Annotated in this window: 27 protein-coding genes; 6 read left to right on the top strand and 21 right to left on the bottom strand. The window is 66.9% G+C overall.

The features are described from left to right. The first annotated feature begins 138 nt into the window (after positions 1-138). From FHG10_RS10765 to FHG10_RS10740, 6 genes are all read left to right on the top strand, one after another. On the top strand, positions 139-543 hold the full coding sequence (locus tag FHG10_RS10765) for a hypothetical protein (RefSeq protein ID WP_152353345.1): 405 nt from the start codon (positions 139-141) through the stop codon (positions 541-543). Between the two features lie 8 nt (positions 544-551). Further along, positions 552-911 (top strand): hypothetical protein, encoded by a 360-nt coding sequence (locus tag FHG10_RS10760; RefSeq protein WP_152353344.1) that lies wholly within the window; start codon positions 552-554, stop codon positions 909-911. Between the two features lie 133 nt (positions 912-1,044). Next, on the top strand, positions 1,045-1,317 hold the full coding sequence (locus FHG10_RS10755; RefSeq protein ID WP_152353343.1) for a hypothetical protein: 273 nt from the start codon (positions 1,045-1,047) through the stop codon (positions 1,315-1,317). 221 nt (positions 1,318-1,538) lie between these two features. Continuing rightward, a complete protein-coding gene (locus tag FHG10_RS10750; RefSeq protein ID WP_152353342.1) occupies positions 1,539-1,895 on the top strand; it encodes a F0F1 ATP synthase subunit delta in 357 nt (118 codons plus the stop codon). 57 nt (positions 1,896-1,952) lie between these two features. Next, on the top strand, positions 1,953-2,393 hold the full coding sequence (locus FHG10_RS10745; RefSeq protein WP_193636282.1) for a helix-turn-helix domain-containing protein: 441 nt from the start codon (positions 1,953-1,955) through the stop codon (positions 2,391-2,393). After that, positions 2,390-2,872, top strand: a complete 483-nt coding sequence (locus FHG10_RS10740; RefSeq protein ID WP_193636281.1) for a hypothetical protein — start codon at positions 2,390-2,392, stop codon at positions 2,870-2,872. Before FHG10_RS10745 ends, FHG10_RS10740 begins: the two co-directional genes overlap by 4 nt. A 130-nt stretch (positions 2,873-3,002) precedes the next feature. On the opposite strand, the gene FHG10_RS17995 is transcribed toward FHG10_RS10740, so the two are convergent. The 21 genes from FHG10_RS17995 to FHG10_RS10645 all read right to left on the bottom strand — a co-directional run bounded on the left by FHG10_RS17995 (position 3,003) and on the right by FHG10_RS10645 (position 21,038). Then, positions 3,003-3,161, bottom strand: a complete 159-nt coding sequence (locus FHG10_RS17995; RefSeq protein WP_193636280.1) for a hypothetical protein — start codon at positions 3,159-3,161, stop codon at positions 3,003-3,005. A gap of 286 nt (positions 3,162-3,447) precedes the next feature. After that, on the bottom strand, positions 3,448-3,801 hold the full coding sequence (locus FHG10_RS10735; protein WP_152353339.1) for a hypothetical protein: 354 nt from the start codon (positions 3,799-3,801) through the stop codon (positions 3,448-3,450). Beyond that, positions 3,794-4,225 carry a hypothetical protein gene (locus FHG10_RS10730; protein WP_152353338.1) on the bottom strand — a complete coding sequence of 144 codons (432 nt, stop codon included), beginning with the start codon at positions 4,223-4,225 and terminating at the stop codon, positions 3,794-3,796. The genes FHG10_RS10735 and FHG10_RS10730 overlap by 8 nt, the downstream gene beginning before the upstream one ends. Then, the gene (locus FHG10_RS10725) at positions 4,218-4,649 is read right to left on the bottom strand and encodes a hypothetical protein (protein WP_152353337.1); all 432 of its coding nucleotides are present in this window, start codon (positions 4,647-4,649) and stop codon (positions 4,218-4,220) included. Before FHG10_RS10725 ends, FHG10_RS10730 begins: the two co-directional genes overlap by 8 nt. A 47-nt stretch (positions 4,650-4,696) precedes the next feature. Next, complete coding sequence (locus FHG10_RS10720; RefSeq protein ID WP_193636279.1) at positions 4,697-6,403, bottom strand: peptidoglycan-binding protein; 1,707 nt, start codon at positions 6,401-6,403, stop codon at positions 4,697-4,699. 67 nt (positions 6,404-6,470) lie between these two features. Further along, a complete protein-coding gene (locus FHG10_RS10715; RefSeq protein ID WP_152353335.1) occupies positions 6,471-6,791 on the bottom strand; it encodes a hypothetical protein in 321 nt (106 codons plus the stop codon). Continuing rightward, positions 6,767-7,147: a hypothetical protein gene (locus FHG10_RS10710; RefSeq protein WP_152353334.1), complete on the bottom strand. Its 381-nt coding sequence runs from the start codon at positions 7,145-7,147 to the stop codon at positions 6,767-6,769. Before FHG10_RS10710 ends, FHG10_RS10715 begins: the two co-directional genes overlap by 25 nt. Before the next feature lie 11 nt (positions 7,148-7,158). Next, on the bottom strand, positions 7,159-8,142 hold the full coding sequence (locus tag FHG10_RS10705) for a hypothetical protein (protein WP_152353333.1): 984 nt from the start codon (positions 8,140-8,142) through the stop codon (positions 7,159-7,161). Next, on the bottom strand, positions 8,139-9,194 hold the full coding sequence (locus tag FHG10_RS10700) for a siphovirus ReqiPepy6 Gp37-like family protein (protein ID WP_193636278.1): 1,056 nt from the start codon (positions 9,192-9,194) through the stop codon (positions 8,139-8,141). The genes FHG10_RS10705 and FHG10_RS10700 overlap by 4 nt, the downstream gene beginning before the upstream one ends. A 50-nt stretch (positions 9,195-9,244) precedes the next feature. Beyond that, positions 9,245-10,621 (bottom strand): phage distal tail protein, encoded by a 1,377-nt coding sequence (locus FHG10_RS10695; protein ID WP_193636277.1) that lies wholly within the window; start codon positions 10,619-10,621, stop codon positions 9,245-9,247. 140 nt (positions 10,622-10,761) lie between these two features. Further along, positions 10,762-16,617, bottom strand: a complete 5,856-nt coding sequence (locus FHG10_RS10690; protein WP_152353330.1) for a tape measure protein — start codon at positions 16,615-16,617, stop codon at positions 10,762-10,764. A gap of 68 nt (positions 16,618-16,685) precedes the next feature. Next, positions 16,686-16,880 (bottom strand): DUF5361 domain-containing protein, encoded by a 195-nt coding sequence (locus FHG10_RS10685; protein ID WP_152353329.1) that lies wholly within the window; start codon positions 16,878-16,880, stop codon positions 16,686-16,688. A 206-nt stretch (positions 16,881-17,086) separates the two neighbouring features. Beyond that, positions 17,087-17,464 carry a hypothetical protein gene (locus tag FHG10_RS10680; RefSeq protein ID WP_152353328.1) on the bottom strand — a complete coding sequence of 126 codons (378 nt, stop codon included), beginning with the start codon at positions 17,462-17,464 and terminating at the stop codon, positions 17,087-17,089. Positions 17,465-17,659: 195 nt separating this feature from the next. Next, on the bottom strand, positions 17,660-18,268 hold the full coding sequence (locus FHG10_RS10675; protein ID WP_152353327.1) for a hypothetical protein: 609 nt from the start codon (positions 18,266-18,268) through the stop codon (positions 17,660-17,662). Further along, a complete protein-coding gene (locus FHG10_RS10670; RefSeq protein WP_152353326.1) occupies positions 18,265-18,459 on the bottom strand; it encodes a DUF7210 family protein in 195 nt (64 codons plus the stop codon). Before FHG10_RS10670 ends, FHG10_RS10675 begins: the two co-directional genes overlap by 4 nt. Next, on the bottom strand, positions 18,459-18,854 hold the full coding sequence (locus FHG10_RS10665; protein ID WP_152353325.1) for a hypothetical protein: 396 nt from the start codon (positions 18,852-18,854) through the stop codon (positions 18,459-18,461). Before FHG10_RS10665 ends, FHG10_RS10670 begins: the two co-directional genes overlap by 1 nt. Before the next feature lie 3 nt (positions 18,855-18,857). Beyond that, a complete protein-coding gene (locus FHG10_RS10660) occupies positions 18,858-19,106 on the bottom strand; it encodes a hypothetical protein (RefSeq protein WP_152353324.1) in 249 nt (82 codons plus the stop codon). Then, complete coding sequence (locus FHG10_RS10655; protein WP_152353323.1) at positions 19,099-19,476, bottom strand: hypothetical protein; 378 nt, start codon at positions 19,474-19,476, stop codon at positions 19,099-19,101. The genes FHG10_RS10660 and FHG10_RS10655 overlap by 8 nt, the downstream gene beginning before the upstream one ends. Beyond that, a complete protein-coding gene (locus tag FHG10_RS10650; protein ID WP_152353322.1) occupies positions 19,467-19,865 on the bottom strand; it encodes a hypothetical protein in 399 nt (132 codons plus the stop codon). The genes FHG10_RS10655 and FHG10_RS10650 overlap by 10 nt, the downstream gene beginning before the upstream one ends. Positions 19,866-19,875: 10 nt before the next feature. Continuing rightward, a complete protein-coding gene (locus tag FHG10_RS17990; RefSeq protein WP_193636276.1) occupies positions 19,876-20,034 on the bottom strand; it encodes a hypothetical protein in 159 nt (52 codons plus the stop codon). Beyond that, positions 20,034-21,038: a major capsid protein gene (locus tag FHG10_RS10645; protein WP_152353321.1), complete on the bottom strand. Its 1,005-nt coding sequence runs from the start codon at positions 21,036-21,038 to the stop codon at positions 20,034-20,036. The genes FHG10_RS17990 and FHG10_RS10645 overlap by 1 nt, the downstream gene beginning before the upstream one ends.

Genomic DNA, 21,038 nt, shown 5'->3' with positions numbered 1-21,038 from the left:
CGCCGAGTGGGCGCACCAGGTGCGGATGAGGATCGAGCAGCGGGTGCACCCGTTCTTCGGGCCGCTTAAACTGGCGGCTCTCAGTCAATGGGCGCACCCGGATGGTGTCTTGCAAGTCACGGTTGCTCAGGAGGCACCATGATTTACGTGGTCGTGGCTCTATACGTTGCCGCAGCGGCACTGTCCCTGGCTGGCTCCATCGGACCGTGGGCGAAGGATCGGAAGCTGGCACGACGCTGGAGATTGGCGCAGGAGATCCACCAGGACATGGAGTCGCGCAGAGCGAACCTGTATGCGAGCGGGCACCATGATGAATCGCGGCAGATTGAGCAGGAGTACAACGAGCTCAAGGACAAGAAGTTCGAGGGCGGCCCGGAGACACTCGAACAGTTGGTGTCGACGTCGCTGTTTGGTGGCGGATCGATCGGTTCGAAGGCTGCCGAAGCTGAGCGTAGCCGCAGGGCGGGGCTAGTCGCAGTCGGGTTGGGCGTTGCACTCGGGTGCCTCGCTAGCCTGCTCTCCCTGATTCTTCCCTCGAGTTAGCCGGCGGCATGAACGACCTCCGCACCCGCTACCCCCGCTACTTCGCGTATGAGGATCTGCTGTCCGCCGCGGAGCGCGTCGTCTCCGGCTACCGGCGGACCGTGGACGGCGGCACTCCCGTCGAGTTCTCGCACAGCCACCGGGACGCCGGCCTCCCCGCCGAGACGGTGCGCGTGAGCGTGGACGGGGAGTACCTGGACCTCACCGTGGACGCGTGGATCGGGCAGTTGGACGCCGCGGAGCCGTACGTCCTCGCGTGGGTGAGCGCCCGGGTGCACCTGGCGGGCGCTCGGCTCACGACCTCGCGGGGGCGGCCGGACCCGTACTGGAAGGACGCTCTGCGGGAGGCGAACCCGGGGCGAACATGACGAATCCACAACGATCGCCCCGGACCCGGCTCGAATCTCGTGTAGCCGAGGGCCTCCGCCCGTAGCGTGGGACTTTCGTACCAGCTCCGAGGGGGAAGCGGCACCAATGACCAGCTCTACTGAACTCAATGGCGTGCAGACCGCCGACGTCCTGCGCGCGTTCCGCCATGCCGCAGCCGCCGCGAGGCTCGTCGGGGATGGTGACCCGCTCGAGGAGTACAGCACGAAGATCCTCCTGGGCCTGGCTCACGAGGATCCGGCGCGTGCGGCCCGCGCGATGCTCGAGCTCGTGGACGACTTCGAGCCGATCATCGAGGACACGGTGAAGCATTCCGACACGGACGAGTCGACCGATGCGGCAGCTCTCGCCGAGCTCACTGAGGCTCGCCGCGCGCTCCGCGCCTAAGGGACTGCCGCGCCGGCCTGTCCGGGCTGGCACCGGAAGGGGCGCGCTGCGTGTGGCGAACCCGGGGCGGTGGTGAAGCGGGCCGCCTTGGCCCTCGACGACACTAGGATCGACCAATGGGGATGTTTCGACGATCGAGATGCACCGATGCGACCAACGCACCTCAGGCGCTCCGTTGGGCCGAAGTCGATAGCGACCCCTACATCGTGCAGCGAGAACTGGTGGACGCAGTGAAGAGCGACGTCGACCCGAAGGTGCAGCCCGAAGTCCTCGCCGAGATTCGGGTCACGCTCGAAGCCATCGAAACTTGCACAGCACTCGAGCCAAGTCAGGTGGAGCCCGTGGCTCGTGACGGGGCGTTGTTTGAGCTGAAGATCAGCCTTGTCGCATGGTCGGTCCTGCTCCGGATCTACGAGACCGAAGATCCTCGGCTTCCCTGGGACCTCGTAGCGTTGCGCTCCCACCGCAAGATCGTTGACGTCCCCCAGCACGAGATCGAAGCGAGGCAGAACGCCGAGATCGATGTTGCCTCGGATCGGTGGGTGGCGGGCTACGACTCTCTCTGGGGCGTCGTCTAGCGTGAGATCTGGCATGGCCCTATAGTTGCCTGACCCGCCGCATATAGGATGGAACCTATGAGCCCCGTCGACCCGTTCACCGAGTACTTCAAGGACGAGAGCGCGAATCTTGCCCTCGAGCTGGCGCGCGAGGACCGGAAGATGCTGTCTGACCTGGTCGCGCTGCGCAAGCATCTCCAAGTCTCGCAGGAGGCGCTCGCCCAGCAGATCGGGGTATCGCAGCCCACCATCAGTGAGTTCGAGCGACTCGGCAGCGATCCGAAGCTCTCTACAATCCGCCGCTACGCGCGAGCTCTCGGCGCGATGATTCGCCACCAGGTCGACGCCGGAGGAGTAGCCGAGGGGTCCGAGGATCTCTCGCACTTCGCGTCCTCCGGTGTCTGGAGCACGAAGACTGCCGCTGCGATCGCCCAGCAGCCTAAGGCGCGCTGGAACTCTCGAGACGCGATCCGAGCTACGCGCCTCCGCGGTGTCGCGATGGCGGAGGCCCAGGCGTGACGGGTGTCGAAGGCGGGCCTCAAGGCCCAGATCCCGAGACGCTCGCCCAAATGTTTCCTGACGGCGCTCCGGACGTGGCACTTGGGTCACTCAGCGTTCTCCGGTTGATGGTTGCACCGGATGATGTGGTGGATCTTGACGGCGCGCCCGAGCCTGTGCCTGCAGTGTCGTGGACGATCGGCGCGATCTCGACCAGTGCCGAGCATCCTCCTATGGTGCTACTTGGCGACCTCTTCGTGACGAGCGGAGAGATGGTCGCCGGAGTGACGGTGTCGGCGGCGATCGTCTTGAGAGACAACCAGGGCCCCCTCTCCGAGAAAGAGGCCAACGAACGCGGTAAAGTGCTCGCGCCCTGGGTGAACCATGCCCTGTACGACACGGCAGCTCGCGAAGCCCGCAAGGCTCTAGCGGGTGTTGAGCAGGATCCATCCGTCGTTCCGCATCAGACACCCGAGTTCAGATTCACGGCGGACGAGTAGCGTTGGACGCCTCATCTGCAAGGACCGTTGGCACCAGCAATGTTGGACTGAGCGTTTGACCCCGGACGCACGAAAGCGCCCCCACCCCGACCGTGAGGTCAGGATGGGGGCGTTCTCATGCGCGCTCGCGCTACGACCGCCACCGCGCGACGGCGAGCCGCGCCTCGTCCGGACTCACCAGCGCCCCATGCCGATCCCACGCGAGGGCGACGTACTCGGACGCCATGTCCTCTGCGGGTCCGACGTGCAGCATGCCGGCGACGGTGCGCTGTTCGTTCTCGGTCCACATGAGTGGCGACCCTACCCGCGACACCCGGCGATGTGGATGAGATGTGGATAACAAGGAAGCGCCCCACCCCCGGGCAGGGGATGGGGCGCTGGTCGAGCGGAGCGACGACCCCGCTCGAGGCGGACAGTCCAAGCACCGAGGACTCCCCTTGCCGCCGTCTTCCACGCTACGTCAGCGGTGTCGCTGGCGGGCGCGTTCGGTTCGGTCCGCTTCCGCGTCTCGGAACGCACACTGGTCGCGGGCAGCCTCGGAGCCGTAGCGGGCCCCGCACTCGGGGCACTCGTGGTCAGCCATCGGCCCGGTGCGTCTCATCGTGATCGTCGCCGTCGGTGCCATCAGGGATGGCCTGGCCGATGATGGCGTACGCGGCGCGGGAGGCGACCGCGACGGCGGCCACGATCACGACCGCTACGGACACCTTGTCGGTGAGGCCGCCGGGAATGCCGACGACGACGCCGGAGACGATCACGGCGACGATGCCGAGCACCGTGGCGATGCCGACGGCGACGAGCTGCGTGGTGCTCTTGGACCAGTGCGCGCGCTTCGCGACCTGCACAAGAACGGACGCGACGACGCCGAGGATGACGACGACTGCGCCGATGGGGGACATGTCGGCCAGGCTGGCCAGTGCTTCACTCATGGGTGTTCTCCTTCGGAGGATCGGGGGTCATGAACGGTGGGGAGATGTCGAATGGGGGCTCGCGGCCGATGAGGGCCTCCTGTGCGCGGTAGTCCCACTGCCGGTGGTGCTGCCACTCGCGCCGCCAGCGCTCCTCGCGCGCGGCCTGCTTCCGCCGGTAGTCGGCGAACTCCGCGCGCTGCTTGGCCATCTCCTCGTCGTGGCGCGCCTGGTCCTTCTCGCGCTGCTCGGTGAGGTAGGTGACCTGCCGCTGCACGTCGGCCATGTCCGCGGCCTCGTCGGCGATCCGCTTCTCACGCCGACTGCGGGACCAGGCCTGCACGCCGGTGCCGAGGGGGCCGAGGATCTTCGGGACGGCCTGGGCGATGACGAGGAGGACGCCGACGGCGATGGTCACGTAGACGACGACGGGGCTGTCACTCATCGGCTGCCCTCCATGTGATCGGCCGCCACCCGGTGCGGAGGCAGATCATCGCGTGCAGGCCGACGGGAAGCAGCAGGCCCGTCGCGGAGCGGATCCCGTTCCACCACGGGTGGGTGACGTACTCGCTGCCGAGAGCGACCGCGAGCGCGAGGTAGACGACCGCGAGCAGGCCGTGCCCCAGCCAGACGGCGACGTGGATCCGTCCGAGCAGGCCGAGCAGCAGCACGGCCGCGGGGATCACGAACAGCAGCCCCCACACGGCGAGGGGGAACGCGACGCGCATGGACTCGACCGCCGGCGTGGACAGGGGCGGCTTCGGGGCGAGGTAGTCCAGGCCCCGCACGGTCGCCGTCATGATCAGGACGGCCTTGATGACGAGGGTGTCCTCCAGGCGGATGCGGCCCGGCTCCCACGACCCCGGCATCCACGTGCGAGGGTCGCGGGAGATACGGCCGTGCGACGCGGACAGCATCACTTCACCGGCAGCAGCCAGGCCGCATACCAGCAGTCGGGGCCAATGAGCCCGTCCTGGGTGATCCCGGCGAGCTTCTGCAGGTTCTTCGCGGCCTTCGCGCACGCGTCCCCGTACTTCCCGTCCACGGTCAGCGAGTACCCGCGGGCGTTCATCCGCTTCTGCCACGCCTTGAGGCCCGTCGAGCCGTTCGAGCCGACGTCGCCGGGGTTCAGGGTGTTCGCCTGGTGCCCGGAGACGGACTCCTTCGGCCCGGTCTTCGGGCCGAAGTAGCAGAGGTGCCCGTCGGTGCGGAGCAGCGGGAAGTCGGGGGCTGCGATCAGTGCCATGAGGAGGTCCTTCCCGTTCGGCATTCCGCCGTCCGTGGTGGGAGTAGAGGGGTCAGCAGTGGTGGGAGCGCCGCCGGCGAGCTCCAGGAGCCGGGCGACGGGGAACGCACCGGGGTCCCAGTGGACGTTCTCCGGGACATGCGTGTGACCACAGATGCCGGCGTACTCAGTCCACTCCTCGCCGGACATGCGCTGCGGCGCGTCGAGGTACGCGGCGTTCGTCGTCGGCCACGCAAGTCCGGCCGCCGAGAGCGGGATGCCGTGGGCCTCGCAGACCCAGGCGACGACCGCGGCGACCGATGCCAGGTCGTCGTCGCCGTAGTCCTCTGTGCAGCGCAGACCGTTCTTCTCCGCGTACGCCCGGTCGCAGGAGCCGACGATCTCCACCTGGACCACGCCGGCGTTGTTCGTCTCGACGCCGCCGGAGCGGTTCTCCAGGGCCTTCGACGCCTCCGTGGTCGGGATGTGCTGGCGGATGTGGTCGCCGTCAGCGGGGCCGGGCTTCACCGTGAAGTGCGGGGCCGAGCCGCCGTTGCCGTAGTCCGTGTACCCCGAGCCCTCGGTGGTGTGCAGGACGAGCTTCGTGACGGTCGCCTTGTGCGGGTTCCCGCCCCAGGTCTGCGACTGATCTGCGCCGGTCATCCAGCCGGGCGTCGCGGCCGGTTCCTTCGACGGGGCCGCGGGCTTCTCCGGGGTCGCCCCGGCAGCCGGGGCGTCACCTTTTCCCGAGGTGCCGCCCTTCGCCATGGCAGCCTTCGTCGCCGGGCCGACCTTGCCGTCGGCCTCGAGGCCGTGCGCCTTCTGCCACGCCTTGATCTTCGCGACCGTGCCGGTGCCGATCTTCCCGTCGACCGGGGACGCGCCGACGACGCGCTGCACCCAGGCGTGGTCGAGGGTGCCCTCCGACCGGTACTGGTCGCCGGCCGCCGAGTACACGAAGTGCCACGCCTCGTTGTTGCGCTTGCCCTCAGCCCACGACCACCCGAACCGGGGGCCGTTGCGCTGGATCCAGGTCTGGATCGCGGCGGGCACGATGTCGATCGCGATCCCGAGGGTGTGATTCGCGCCGGTGCCGGTGCCGTACAGGTCCGGGGAGGCGACCGCGACCGACCCCGTGTGCTTCCACGCGGTGCCGGCGTACATGCGGTCCGTCGAGGCGACCTTCGACCGGGTGCCCCGGTTCGTGTAGTTCGCCCTGAACAGGGCGATCTGCTCCGCCTTGCTCCGGTACGCGCTGTTGATGTTGAAGTTCACGCCGGTCTCCGCGACCGCGCGCGAGAGCATCCGGGTCGCCGACGCGTACGCCGGACCCGTCAGCTGGTCCACGCGGTCATGGTTCGACCACGCCTTCGGGAGCTTCACGAGAGCGAGTGCCATGGGTTGCCTCCTGGGCATGAGGAAGGCCCTGCACCGGCACGGTGCAGGGCCTCGAGGTGGTGGTCGGTCAGTCGGCGGGGTCGGCCTTGACCCAGCCGTTCTCGACGGAGGGCGGGCCGACGCACGCGCCGTGCTCGAGCACCCAGGTCTCGCCGTTGTGGGTGCGCACGTCGCCCTTGACGCAGAGCTTCGTCGCGTCGTCCGGCTCGACGTAGTCCGCCCCCGCTTCCGGGGTCTCGAGGACGCCGGATCCGCGCGCGTCCTTGATCGCGTCACCGATCTGGACGCGGACGGCTTCGAGTGACTGCCGGCGCGCGAGTTCGTTCTTCATCTGCTCGATGTATTCGGCGAGCTCGGCGTCGGTCATCTCCCAGGGGTTCTTACACATGCGATGGCCTCCCAGCCTTGGGGGTATGCGATCGGGCTGTACGCGTTGTTGGCGATCCGGGAACGGTAGATGCGGCCTTGGAAGGAGACGAGGTCACCCGCCTGGTACGTGTCGTGGGCACCGCTCGGCTGCACGAACTCGGGTGCATCAGGGGTCGGCTCTGGCTCGGGGTCGTCGGGGATGTTGACACCCCCTGGTGCGAGCGCACGCCAGGCTTGCAGGGGCGTGATGCCCTGACTGTCGGCGTAGGCCTGCACGGCATCGTCCACGGCGGCGCGCGCGGACTGCTCGGCCTCGCGCCGCCCCACCTCTTCGAGCATCGCCGCCGCAGCCGCCCGCAGCTCGTTCGTGCTCATGTCGTCGTAGCTCATCGAACGTCCCACTCCAGCGTGCCCAGATCGACCCAGGCACACGAACCCTGGTCGATGTAGAGGCGGACCTCGCTTGAACTGCGACGGATTACGACGTTTCCTCGCGCGAGCACACCGTCAGTGCCGCCCCCACAGCGGACGGGGTACGAGATTGCCAGGCGCGGCGTATCGGACGCACCGAGAGTTGCGACGAGGTATCCCGCCCCGGATGCCGCCGAGTACTGCGAGCCGTCCTGCCTTCTGATCCGCCCGTGCATCTTGCGCGTGGAGCCGTCCCGCAGGATCTCCTTTGGATACCCGCTTTCCGTTCCGCCCACAGAGTTCTCGTAGTCGTTCACGCTCAGCCACGACGGTTCCGCCTGGTCGTAGATCAGCTTCCAGTAGCGGTCCTCATCGGCTGCGGACGAACCGCTACTCACGGAGATGTACATCTGGACGCTGTTCGTGGTCACGTCGTTGTGGACGACAGCGACGGTGCCCCACAGAACCTTCCACGCCAGCGGCAGACGGTCGTACGCCCCGTACACCTGCACGGGGGAAACCCGGGGCCGAAGCGAGCGCACCGTGGCGTCGGTGAGGAGCTGGTTGGGCTCCCTGTCCACGTTGTACAGGTGGATGTAGTTCTTGCCCTGCGTGTAGTCGAGAGACGTGAGCACCTTCAGCGCGACGGGCTTCGTCTCGTTGCTGGGGTCGTACTGCAGGACGACCATGTAGCGCCGCGTAGACGTGACTGCCGGGAACGACAGCGTGATATCCGCGTCGTACCGGTGGTAGAAGCCCTCGAGGATCGCGTGCCCGTACTGCTTGTTGACCGCCGTGGGGCACTTCATTACCGCCGTGTTGTCGGCGTTGGACCAGTTCGACAACTGGTACGGGCCACTGCCCTCGTCGATGATGCCGTTGCCGATGCCCTTTGTGACGGAGGTCCACTGGTTTGCAGGGAGCGGCTGGTTCACCACGGGATAGCTGTACTCGGTCACTTCTGTGCCCCCTGTCTGCGCACGAGCGCTTCGAGTTTCTTGACCCGCTCGATGAGCTTGAGGTCGGGATCGTCGGTGGTGTCCTGGTCGCCGAGGGAGAGCTTCACGGTGCGACCGAAGCCGTCCCACTCGATCTCCGCCTGACGGATGGGTTCTGTGACGGTGACGCCCCCGATGAGGACGGCGACGGTGTCGCCGAGGAAGTAGTCCTTGCCGAACTTCAGGTCCGGCGTCTCCTGGGCGCTGAATGTCGCGGACGCGCCTTCGCGGCCCTGGTCGAGGACCTCGTCGGCGGCCTGCTTGATCTCGGCGTCGTCGTCCGTGGAGGACTGGTCGAGGAACTGCTCGATCCGCTCGACCCAGCCAGCGCGGTTGTACTCGCGGATGTTGCGGTACGTGCCGAGGCCCTGTCCGCCGGCGATGACCGTCGTGACGGTCGGGGCGTCCAGCGAGAACGCGTCGTCGCCCTTGCCGCCGTTGCGTTCGGTGAACCGGACCTTGCGGGACCGGTCCGTGGGGACTCGGAACCGCAGGACGATTCGCGAGTCCTCCTCCTGGACGGCGTCGAACGTGACGCCGCCGGAGCGGGCGAGCTTGCGTGCCTGCTCGAGCATCAGCTCGAAGCGGGTCGCGATCTTTACCGTTGCCCCGCGCCCCTGCGACGTGGTGACGGTGAACCCCGGCTCCTGTCGGGCGATGATCGCGCCGGTGCCGACGTTCGCGTGGACCATGTCCCGGATGACCGTCTCTGCGGGCCCGCTACGTGAGTACTTCGCCTCCGCGGTCTGCGACGTCGCCGCCTGCGTCGGGGTCGGGTAGGTGATGCGGATGTTCAGCTTCCGCAGGTCCGACTCGCCCGTGAGCGTCAGCTCCATGCCGCCCGGGGACAGCTCGGTGTGGAGGATGGTGCCGGACATCGTGACACCGTCGTCCTGGAGCAGGACACGCCACCCCCGCACGATCCTCGGCGCGGGGTCCTCGCCGGCGAGAGTGGTGATCTGGAACGTGCCGACGTCGGCGTCCTTGAGGATGGCCGTGCAGGCAAGTGGCACGAGGTGCCCGCGCCTTACCCGCTGAGGGTCTAGAGCCCACACGGTCAGCATCAGATCGCCCCCCGGTAGGTCTCTCGCCAGACGAGGCGGATGGTCGTGTCGGTCGTCGCGTTGGCGAGGGACACCGCTATGTCGTTGCTCCCGGGCTTGAGGGGGAACTGGTCGGAGTCGAGTGACAGGTCATTCCAGCGGTCGGGGGTAATCCGCATCCGATCGGGTGCCGTCTGGATCCGCGTGACGCTGCCCGCGGTGAACTGGCCCTGGATGAAGATGCGCTCACTTCCGCGCTGGATGATGAGGTCCGACCCCGGGCCGGTGATTTCCCAGGTCGGCCAGACATCGGAGTCGCCGTCGATCGCGACCGTCCACTTGCCCTGAGCGAAGGATTCGGCGAGCACGACGGGGAAGAACGGGACGCCGGTGCCGGGGACAACGAGGCCTGACACCGAGGCGTGCGGAGTTCCAGTCCAGGCACCGCCCGTGGAGTCCCCATCGAAGTAGGTGCCATCCGTGGTGCCTTCTTCGACGGTGATCTGGTCCCACCAGACCGGGACCGTGTTGGACCCGTTCGAGAGACGCACCGAGACGAGAGGGTTACCGGCCGGGACGGTGAACGTCACCTTCAGGCGGTACGTGCCAGCCGCGTTCGGTGCTGCATCGGACTGGAACACGTTGTACGAGGCTGAGCCGTTCGCGTACGTGTTGATGCCGATGCGTCGCGCGTGATCAATGATGGTCCCGGTCTGCGCAGCGCCCAGATGGATCGTCGCGCCGACCGTGAACGTCTTCCCTGAAGTCATGCCATAGACCGCTGCCATGTCGGACTTGTCGGGGGTGCCCCACGGGTAGAACGCCGTGTTGTTGGTTCCCCCCGAGACCGCTTCGGCACGCACGGACTGCGTGCCCGCGCCCGCCCATGCCGTGTCCACCCCGCCCGTGGCGTTCACTGCCCAGCCCGTCGGGGACGCCCCCTGCGCCAGGCCGGACTCGAACGACGGGTTCACCGCGAGGTTCTTCCGCGTGAACTGGTAGTCCGACAGGAACGGCTTGCTACCAGGGTTGATCTGCAACGTGCGCAGACGCTCCGGGCCAAGCCAGAGCGGGTCTGGGCAGTCGAAGGTCAGGCCGATCTTCTGCGCGTCCCCGTAGTAGTCGTCTCCGAAGTCACCCTCGAGCCCCGACTTGTAGTAGCCGAAGATCGATCGCGTGATCGGGTCCGTGTCGTCACCCTGGGGGATCTCTACGCGGATCTCCACCGGGCCCTTGTCCGGAGCGACCAGGTCGTACCACTGCTGCCGCAGGGCATTCAGCTCGAACATGTCCGCGCAGTCCACGAAGATCGGCAGGAACACCTCCCGATCCGTGTACCGGACACCGCGGACGATCGACCCGTGCGAGGTGAGCCGGTCCGTCTTCGAGATGTCCACGGGCGGGATCCCCAGGCCCTCCGACCCATGCAGATGCAGGGTCGGGTAGTCCTGGGGACCTCGCCCGAGAATGACCATGTCGCCGTCACGGCCGAAGCTGACGATAGGAGAGTCGGTCCAGCTGCTCACCAGGTCTCCTCTCACGCACCGCGCAGCGCCAGCTGCCGACGACGGTCCTTCTTGAACTCCGCGACGACGTCCTCGGCCGTGTGGCCGTGGATGTCGCCGAACTGGTAGACCACCGACGGCTCGCTGCCGCCCGCGACCGGTGTGTACGCGCGGATCTGCGCCGCGGGGCGCATCTCCGCCCGGCCCACGTCCCGCAGCCCCGACATGTCCGGCGTCGCGACCATCTCGGCCAGCGCCTTCTGGGCATACGGGATCTGCTTGTAGACGCCGTTGCCGTAGCCGATGGCGCTGTTCTGGCCGTCGCTGTCCAGCTCGCGGCTGGGCGAGTGGATGCCGAGCTTCTTGCGGACCGTCGCAAGGACGGTGTTCGCCAGCGTCTCGGACGCCTTCTCGACGTTCGCGAGCTGCGACTCGAGGCCCTTGACGAGACCCTTCGCGGAGTTCACGCCGTTGCGGTACATCTGATCCGCCAGGCTCGTGCCCGACGTCGTCGATGCCGTGTTCAGCGCGTTGTACTGCTTCGTGATCTCCTTGATCTGCGAGCTGCTCCCCGTGAGGAGGTTCTTCGCGACCTTCGACCCCGACTCCGCGCCCATCTGGGCAATCTGGTCGACCAGCCCACCCGAGAGACCCTTCGCCTTCAGCTGGTTCAGCTGAGACGCGAAGGTCTTCACCGTCGCCGCGCCGTTCTTGAACCCGCGGATGATCGTCTCGATCCCCGTGGTCGCCGACTCCTCCGACAGTGCGTAGGTGCCCTGGAACTTCTCGACCATCGACGAGCGGTAGTCGGTCCACAGCTTCTGCGCATCGGAGAGCTTGGTGTTGGCGGTCTTCAGCTTCGCGGTGAGCGTGTCCGTCCGTGCCGCGTACGACTCGAGCTTCGACACCGCGCCGGCGGCGTACTTGTTGTACGCCTTCGTGCCCTTGAGCAGGGCAGCGTTCTGGTAGTCGCCACGACGGGCCGCCTTGAGGGCCTTGTCCGTCTTGTCGATCTCCGCCTGCACCGACTTCAGCCGCTTCGTCGCCGCCGCAGCCGCACCCGAGTAATCACCCCGGCGCGCCCGCGTCAGCGCCGACTGCGTCGAATCGATCTGCTTCTGGACACCCTTGAGGTCCTTCGCAGCCTTCTTCGCCGCAGCCGTCGACGACGTCACCGTCTTCGTGATCAGCTTCCCGGTCTTGGTCTTCCCGGTCACCTTGGTGACCTTCGAGACCTCCCGGGCCGTCGCCTTCAGGGTCGACTGCTGCTTCCTCAGCGCCGCCAGGTCATCGACCAGACGGTTGACGGTGTTCTTCTTCGACTTCGACGTGGTCGCCGAGATCGACTTCTTGAGCGCCGACGCCTCCTTCTTCAGGGAGGACAGCGAGTCCGACAGCTTGTTGACCGTGGTGGTCTTCGCCGCCTTCATCCGGTCGTTGAACGTCTTCACGATGCCGTCCGCGAGCTTCCCCGCGGCCGACGTCACCTGCTTCTCGGTGCCACTGAGACCCTCGAGCAGAACGGTCACCTTCGACGAGCCGATCTTCGCCGTCGGCGAGACCTTCCCGCCCGAGGCGTACCCGACGAGGCCGCCCTTGGCATACCCGATCGCACCCGCGCCCATCCGGTTCAGCCGATCCAGGAACCCCGGAGCGACCTTGCTGATGGAGCGCTGCGCCTCCGAGCGGAGCACGAACTCGTCCGCGTGGACGATGCCCGCCGGTGCGAGTCTCGGCCCGGGACCGGTGTAGCCACCGGCCGCGTAACCGCCCTTGCGATCCCATCCACGAGTCAGGGAGCCGTAGCGCGACTTCGTGTAGTTGATCGAAGCGACGATGTTCGCCAGCGGGTCGAAGATGTCGTTCGGCAGGGACTTGTCCCTATACGCGGCGAACGTCGACGGGATGACCTGCATCAGGCCACGCGACGCCTGGCCCTTCGCGGCGTTGCTGTCCCAGTTGTTCTGAGCTCCGACCTGGAACCCGGACTCCTGATTCATGCGCCGCAGGAGCGACGACAGGTTCGTGCCGTTGAAGGCGCCGGTGTGGACCAGCGCCTTCGTCGCCCACCAGGACGCCTTGGCCTTCGACAGGACACCCTTCGCCCCGGCCTTCGCCGAGTCCCACGTGTCGCCGACGAAGTCGAACGCCTCGGAGATCTTCTTCCCGACGAAGTCCTTCGCCGAGCCGACGACCTTCTTTGTGACCCCGGTCAGGAGACCACCCAGCGCACCCTCGCCGGCAGTCGAGGAGACCTTGCTCGAGATTTTCTTCCACAGGCCCGTGAACGGGTTGTCGAACAGGCCGCCACCGGCACCGCTGGTGCCCGCGCCCTGCTTCTCCCCGGGCTCGTAGCCGCCGACGTGCACGTGGTTGTAGTGCATCTGCGCGGTCTTCGCCGGGAAGTGGGCCTTCGGGATACCGCCACGGGACAGCTGCTTCCCACCCATGGGGGTGTGGATCAGCTCCGACACCTTGTAGTTCGAGCGGACGTAGTTGAAGAACTCCTTCATCGCCTGCGCGGTGCCGGCGAAGTCGACCGCGTACCCCTTGGCGTGCTTCGACACGGAGCCGGTTCCCGCGGTGCGGGCACCCTTGCGGACCGTCGACGTGACCGAGACGCCCGTGTGGGGGATCGACTCGATGTCCTTGTATCCGTGCAGCACACGGCCACCGGACGCGTAACCCATGCCCATGCGGGTCAGGGCGCGTGCACCGTGCGTGTTCAGCTGGTCCAGGAAGCCCGGAGCCTGCCTCTCGATGCCGCGACGCGAGGACTTCTTCACCACGAACTCGTCGGCGTGCACGACGCCGGCGGGCTGCAGTCGGGCACCCGGGCCGGTCCAGCCGCCCGTGGCGAACGGCTGCATGTCCGGCAGGTTCCACTTCTTGCCCGCCTTGCCCCCGAGGATCTTGTTGATCACCGAGTTGAACGGGGTCTTGATGTGGTCCCGGTAGATGTTGATGATGCCGTTGATCGGCTTCTTCATTCCGGACTTGATGCCGTCCCACGCCTTCAGGACGGAGTCCTTCAGCCCCTTGAACCCGGTCTTCAGGCCGTCGACGAACGTGTCGATCTTCGGCTTCACCGTCGAGGTGAACCAGTCCGCGACCGGCTTCACGGCCTTGTTCTTGATCGCCGACCAGACCTCGGACAGCTTGTCCTTCAGGCCCTGGAACTTCGAGCGCACCGAGCCGACCGCGTTCGAGAAGGTGCCGACCACGGAGTTCTTGAACCAGTCGACGACCGGCTTGATCACCTTGTTCTTGATAGCCCCCCAGAGCTCGAGGAGCTTCCGGTGGAAGATGATGAACCGGCCCTTGATGTAGCCGATGACCTTCTCGAACAGCGGGGCGACAGTGTCCCGGAACCACGAGACGACGGGCGCGATGATGTTCTTCTTGATCGCTCCCCAGATCTCGAGGAGCTTGAGTCGGAGGACAAGGAAGCGCCCGTGGATGTAGCCGATGACCGACTTGAGGACCGGCCACGCCGTGTCACGGAACCACCCGACGACCGCGGAGATCGCCGTCTTGATCGCACCCCATACGGGCTTGATCACCGACGCGTACAGCCACTTGAAGAACGAACCGACGGCGGAGACGACGACCTTGAGGATCGGCCACGCCGTATCGCGGAACCAGGCGACCACTGCAGTGATCGCCTTCTTGATCGCGGCCCACACCGGCTTGATGACCGAGTTGTAGAGCCAGATGAAGACGGGCGCGACGACGTACTTGAAGATCGCGACCCAGGCCTTCACGTAGACCGTGACGGCAGCGACCACGATCGCGAACGCGACCTTGATGCCCTGCCAGACGGGAAGGATGACGCTCCGGTACAGCCACTGCGCCCCAGCCGCGATGAGGTTCCAGGCCGACTGGAAGAACGGCACAAGCGAGGTCTGCGCCCAGTTCGCGACGGCCCCCACAGCAGCCTTGATGCCATTCCATGCGGGGAGGATCGCGTTGTTGTAGAGCCAGAGCGCGCCGGTGGCGATGCCGTCCCAGACAGCCTTGATGATGGGCAGAGCCGTCCCCTGGAACCAGGAGACGACTGCCGCCATCGCGGCCTTGATGCCTGCCCAGACGGTCGCGATGATCGCCTTGCCGGTCTTCGTCTGCGTGAAGAACCAGACTAGGCCCGCCACCAGCAGGGTGATACCGGTGATGACCAGACCAATGGGGCCGGTCATGAACCGGATCGCGAGGCCAAGACCGCGCGCCGCGAGGGCCGCGCCCTTCGACACTGCGGTGCCGATCTTCGTCGCGAGCGCTCGCCCCTTCTCAGCAAGGGTGGCCCTGTTGATCGCCCCGGTCTGCACGTTCTCTGCGGCGGTCGAGACGACCTTCGCGCGCGCCCGTTTCCCTTCGAGGATGTTGTTCAGGAGGATCAGCGCGTTGTTCGACAGCATCACTGGTGCCATCGCCGCCGTTGCGGCACGCTGCGCGATCAGTGCATCGTTCGTGGCGGTCGCGTGGACCTTCCAGGCGATGAAGCCCGCCACGATCAACGGCATCAGCTTCGCGATGGTGCCCGCGTTCTTCGACAGGAACTCGAGGGCCTTCGCGAGGACGTTGAGACCGAGGGCGAGCACGCCTGGTGCAGCCTGGCCGATCGCCTGCAGGGACTCACCGAATCCGGCGATCCCTCCGCCAGCCCCAGTGGGCACCTTGATGCCCTGGATGGACTTGCCGAGCGAGGAGAACATGCTCGAGACGCCGGAGAAGTCCATGCCCTTGAGGGCGTCCCAGAACTGGTGGATCTGGTAGGCGGCCCCCTCCATGAACCCGGGGAACCCGGACGAGGTGATGTCGCCGTCGTTGTACTTCCAGGCGGCACCGAACGCCTTGATGCCGCCGGTGAGCTCCTTGAAGACGCCACCGCCGACCTTGCCGACCTTCCCGAAGAAGTTGATCAGCGGGGTCGGGTCAAAACCGTTGACGCCCGCGATGAGGGTGTCGAAGAACGACTTGATGCCGGCCTGGGCCTTGCCACCGAACTTGTCGAAGAAGCCCTGCACCAACGGGTCGAGCTTGTTCTTCACGGCGCTCAGGAGGCCCTGGATTCCCTGGAATGTGGTCTTCGCGAGGGGGAGGACGCCGGTCACGAACATCGCGCCGAGCTTCTTCACGGCGGCGTACATGTTCGCGAACGACCCGCGGGTGGTGTCGCCCATGGCGGTCGCGACGCCACCGGAGGCGTCCTTCGCGGCCTTCTCGAAGGTCGCGAAGTCGATCTCGCCCTTCGTGGCCATCTTGCGGACCTGGTCCTGTGACTTGCCGAGGGTCTTCGACAAGGACTGCCAGATCGGGATGCCGCGCTGCGCGAGCATGTTGATGTCGCCCGTGTAGGCCGATCCGACGGCCTTCACGGTGTTGAAGATCGACCCGACTTCGTCCATCGTCGAACCGGTCGCGGCGGCCGTGTTCGCGACGGTCTTGAGGACGCCCTCGAGCTGCTGGCCCGGCTTGATGCCGGCGGCGACCGCGCCCGACGCGGTCGTGGCCGCTTCGTCGAGGCCGTAGGACGTGCCCTCAACCGACGCGAGAGCGTTGTCCATGATCTTGGAGACGCTCTTCGTGTCGTAGCCGAGGCCCTTCATCTTGGCCTGGGCATCCTCGATGCCGAGGGCGCGATCGAAGCCGCCCTTGATGGTCACGGCCCCGATGGCACCCGCGACGATCCCGCCGAACTTCAGCCCCGTCTTCGCTGCGCTCATGGCAGAGGTCGCGAAGTTCTGACCGACGCTCTTGCCGGCACTGTTCGCAGACGACATCACGCCCGAGCCCGCGAGCTGTGAGGCGATGTTGCCGCGCACGCCCTGGATGACGGGGATCAGACCGATCGCGGCTGTTGCGATCGTGGGGGAGCCTCCAACGGCCATGAGGTGCCTCCTCGCCTGCGGGCATGCAGAAGGGGGAGCCGGCTACCCGACTCCCCCTTGCGACGTGTTCAGTTGTGGTGAGACTCGATCTGCGCGCGCTCCTGGCGGAGTAGCGCCCGCGCCTTGCGCTCGAGCTTCGACTCGTGCGCGTCAGCGTCCTGGAACCACAGCGGGGGCTCGGGAGCGGACGGGGAGTTCTTCCCGTTCGACCCGTCCTCGGTTTGCTGCCAGGCGAGGACTTCAAGACCGTGGCGGTTCGCCATCAGGCCCGCGTACTCGTCGGACCAAGCCCGCGGGCCGCCAGTGGCCTTCCAGAGCCGCGAACCATCCGGGATCTGCACGGTCAGGTTTGCGATGCGGCGCAGACTCACGTTGCCGCGCCAGAGGTCGGCGAGGTCGATCTGGTAGTAGTGCGCGAGGTCTCCCTCGATCTCCTCCGGGAAGTTCAGGAGGAGCTCGAGGAAGACGGTCAGTTTCCCGCGCCAGCCGCCTCGAGCAGCGCGTTGAAGCTCTCCGTCATCTTGTCGAAGGAGACCCGGCCGGTCTCCTCGTCGCGCGCGGAGTCCTTGAGCTTGTCGACATCGGAGCTGTCGAGCAGGACATCGAACAGGACGGGGATGATGCCCTTGGTCGCCATCTCCATGAACTCGTAGTCCTGGGTGGAGCGCTCCTGGAACTCCTTGAGGTGCACCGTGTAGGTCTCGCCCTCGAGCTCGACGACGACATCGCCGTCGGCGGCTTCGGCCTGCAGCGCCTTCACCTTCGCGGAGGCGGCCTTCTTACGGTCTGCGGGGGTCTTCGCGCCAGCGGCTCGAGCCTGCTCGGCGGCGGTCTTGGTCTCAGGCATGGTGACGGTCCTTTCGTGACGGTCGAGTGGCTGTGACGGTCGAATGTGCAGAGGTGGCGCTCGGCCCGGACCGTCACGTACGGGCCGAGCGCCGGCATGAGTAGAGCCACCCCGAAGGTCGGAGTGGCTCAGGTTTCTGCGAGGGTGCCGCCCTCTGTGCCGCTCGCGGCTATGCGCCTGTGGAGCGGCAGCGGGTCACGCTCCCGACGGAGCACCCTCGGTGACGTCCTCGCTGTCCACGACGGCGGGGTCGTTGGTGAGGAACTCGTAGTCGTCGTACACGGTCACCTGCGTCTCGTACATGGTGATCTCGTTGTTCTTGAACGCCAGGGTGGGGCGCTCGCCGGTCTCGCCGGACGGGAACAGGTACCGGTACCAGATGGAGCCGTCCTGGCCGGGGTTGCCGTCCCAGACGTCGACGACCCAGGAGCGGCGGTCGTTGGAGCGCTTGGACACCGAAGCCTTCATGCGGGCGACGCCACCGGTCTTGGTGGCCTCGGTGATGTTGTGCGCCAGGCCGAGGGAGAGCATCTTCGTCTCAGCCATGGTGAACGTGAAGGTCGCCTCCGACGAGGTCACCTTCTTGCGCATGACGCGGCCTCCCTGGTGGCCGTTGAACGTCTCGGTGTTGTCGTCGAACGACAGCTCCATGCCATCGTCGGACAGCAGGCCGGCGTGGTCGTGCTCGGTGGGGTCGTCGATGCCGGTCGGCATGATCGCGCCGAGCTTGCCGACCCAGACGGCGTCGAAGTCGCCGCCGCCGATGCGGACGTTGTTCGAGTTGAGGTTGATGTTGTCGCTCACTTGGCGACCTCCTTCTTCGCGGGCTCCGGCTTCGCCGGGGCCTTCGGGGTGTCCTCGCGGACCTGGATGCCGCCGCGTGCGGCGATGACCCGGGCGAGCTCCGGGTCGAGGGTGACCGAGTCACCCGGCTTGTAGCGCTTGCCGTCGATCTCCTGGTTGTGGGAGATGGTGGCCTTGACCTTCTCTGCCATCAGAGGGCCTTTCTGTAGGGGCCGCGGACGTGGACCTCGTGGGTGAACACGTAGCGGGGAGTGGTGGTGTCGGGGTCGGGGGAGTCGGAGGGGCCGGCGACCTCGTTGACGCGGTGGATTTTGATGCCGTCGCCGAGCAGCCGTCCGGGGAGAGCCAGTAGTGCTTCGCGGACCGTCTGTGCGTCCTGCTCGGCCTCGACCTTCCCGGCGCTGTTCCAGCACTCGACGGTCAGCCGCGCTACATCTGTGACGACATCGCGCATGTACCCGCCCGTGCGGATCACCCGCACGAATCGAGGCGGCCTCTCCTTCGGGATCGTCGTGACGACCTTCGGAATGCCCGTCGCGTCCCGGACGTACTCGTTGACGAGCGTCTGCGGGTTCGCGAACTTCACGAGTTACCCCCTCATCTGGTCGATGACCTGCATGAGGGTGTGGTGCTTCGCGTTCGACGCCCTCGCCTTCGGAGTGGCCGCACGGACCATCCCCAGCGCTCGTGTCGATCCGACCGTCACATCAGCCTCGTAACCGTCACCGGCCGCCCTCGCGGCAGCGTTGGTGCGGCGGCGCAGATCCTTCTGGACCTCGGGGGACTTGAGCAGCTTGTCGATCTCGCGGGAGTTCAGCTGCACGCTGGGCTTACCCATCGGCTTTCCTCACGTTGATCTGCACGCACCCGAGATTCAGTCCCGGGCCACGCCCTCCGCGGCGGAAGCCGCGACGGCGCACGGGGTTCGAACGGGCATCCCAGATCGCGATCGCGCCCTCGATCGACCATCGGCCGGCGTACTCGGGGATCTCGACCTCGTCGTACGGGGACAGTCGCGTCCCCTCCGGAACAAGGATCGTCATCCCCGAGACCACCAGGGACCTGTTCGGATCGTCAGGCTCCTCCGACGTCGTCGGATAGATCGACACGACCTCGAGCTCGTACGGCTCACCGGGGATGTCGATGTCGTCGCCGTTCGCGTCCTCACCAGTCGTGGCGGCGGGATAGATGGTCACGGTCAGCGCCATGTCGGCACCGTCCCCGCTGTCCGCCGCCCATACGAGGGGATGCCCAGCTTCCGGCGGTGCTCAGCGGTGAGCGTGAGCTGTCCAGGGGAGTCGCCGCCATAGGTGACAGACCCCGACGAGGGTCCGTTCGTCTCCTGGATGGTGCGGATCCCGCCCGGGTTGCCGAACTTCGAGAGGACGAGGTCGACCTGCACATCAGCAGGGACGGTCTCGGAGATCTTGCCGGACTCGATCCGCTCCGTCAGCGTCGAGAGCGGCACCTCGTCGAGGATCGTCCGCATCGCGCGGCCGAGCCAGTAGGTGATCTGCTGCTCCGTGAAGGCATCGGTGACGCCCTCAAGGTCGGCTTGCTCGAGCGTGTCCGGGCTGGCCCATTCGATCGCGGCCATGAGCGCCTCCTTACTTGTCGGAGGGCTGCTTCCCGCGCGGCGGGCGCTTCGCCTCGGCGGCAGGCTCGAAGACCTCGGAGCGGACACCCTTGGCGTCCGCGTCCGAGATCTCCTCGCCCGCCAGCCGGACCTGCCCACCGATCAGCACGTTCTCGATGAGCTTCGGCATCAGATCACCTTCAGCGACGCGGACAGGTTCGCGTTCTTCAGGATCGGGAGGAACGTCGAGTCGGCGTCCACCACGGTCTTGCCGGCGGTGCCCTCGGTGTCCCACACGGCCGCGACCGCGCCGGGGAGTGCCCCGCCGACGCTGGAGAACTCGGGCTTGAAGGACGACTCGGTGAGGCCCCAGATGGTCGCGCCGAGGTCGCCGCCGCCGTTGACGTAGTCCGGCACGAGGATCAGTCGGTCCTCGGGGAGGACGCGGTCCTGGCCGATCTTGTCGTTGTAGCGGACCAGCTGCGGGAGGTCGGCGGCCAGGAGCACCTGGTTGACCTGCTCGAGGGTCGCGGGACGGGTGACGTCGTTGACCTTCGAGGCGAACTGGGCGTGGCGGAGGAACGCGTTGATCGCCTTGGTGGAGGCGAGCGCGTACGCCGGGCGGGTGCCGCCCGACTTCTCCTCGTAGATATCGACGAAGTCGCCGAGCTGCGCGAGGGCGTCCGAGCCGGACGCGGACACGAGCTGCGCGAGCGCCGCAGTGAGGGCGGCGTCGCGACCGAAGTCTTCGTCGATCCCGAAGTTCTCCTGGTCGATCGTGGCCTTGCCGGAGGCGAGGACCGTGCCGCGCAGACGCTTCGCGCGGTTGAAGATCGACTGCGCGACGGTGTCGCCGGCGCGCTTGATCAGGTTCGCGTAGCCCTCGCCGCCCGCGAGACGGGACATGAGAGCGTCCGACTCGGAGACGGTGATGCGGCTCGAGAACGCGACGAGGTCGATCGTGCGACGCTTCGACTTGGGAAGCTCGACGGACCCGGGCTGGGCGTCCCAGTCGCGAGCCTCGGCCTCGGGGGTGATGCCGGCGTCGCCGATGGCGAATCGGACTGCGATGTTGTCGACGGTCTGGTCGGGCAGAACCTGCGCGAGCACGTCGCCCTGCGCGTACTGCTCGATCCGCCCACGGACGAAGCCGGTGGTCTCCGCCGGGGTCAGGTACTTGGTGTTGAGCGCCAT

This window comes from Brachybacterium subflavum (assembly GCF_009299795.1).
Classification (GTDB): Bacteria; Actinomycetota; Actinomycetes; order Actinomycetales; family Dermabacteraceae; genus Brachybacterium; species Brachybacterium subflavum.
This window is presented reverse-complemented; position numbering and strand designations above follow the sequence as displayed.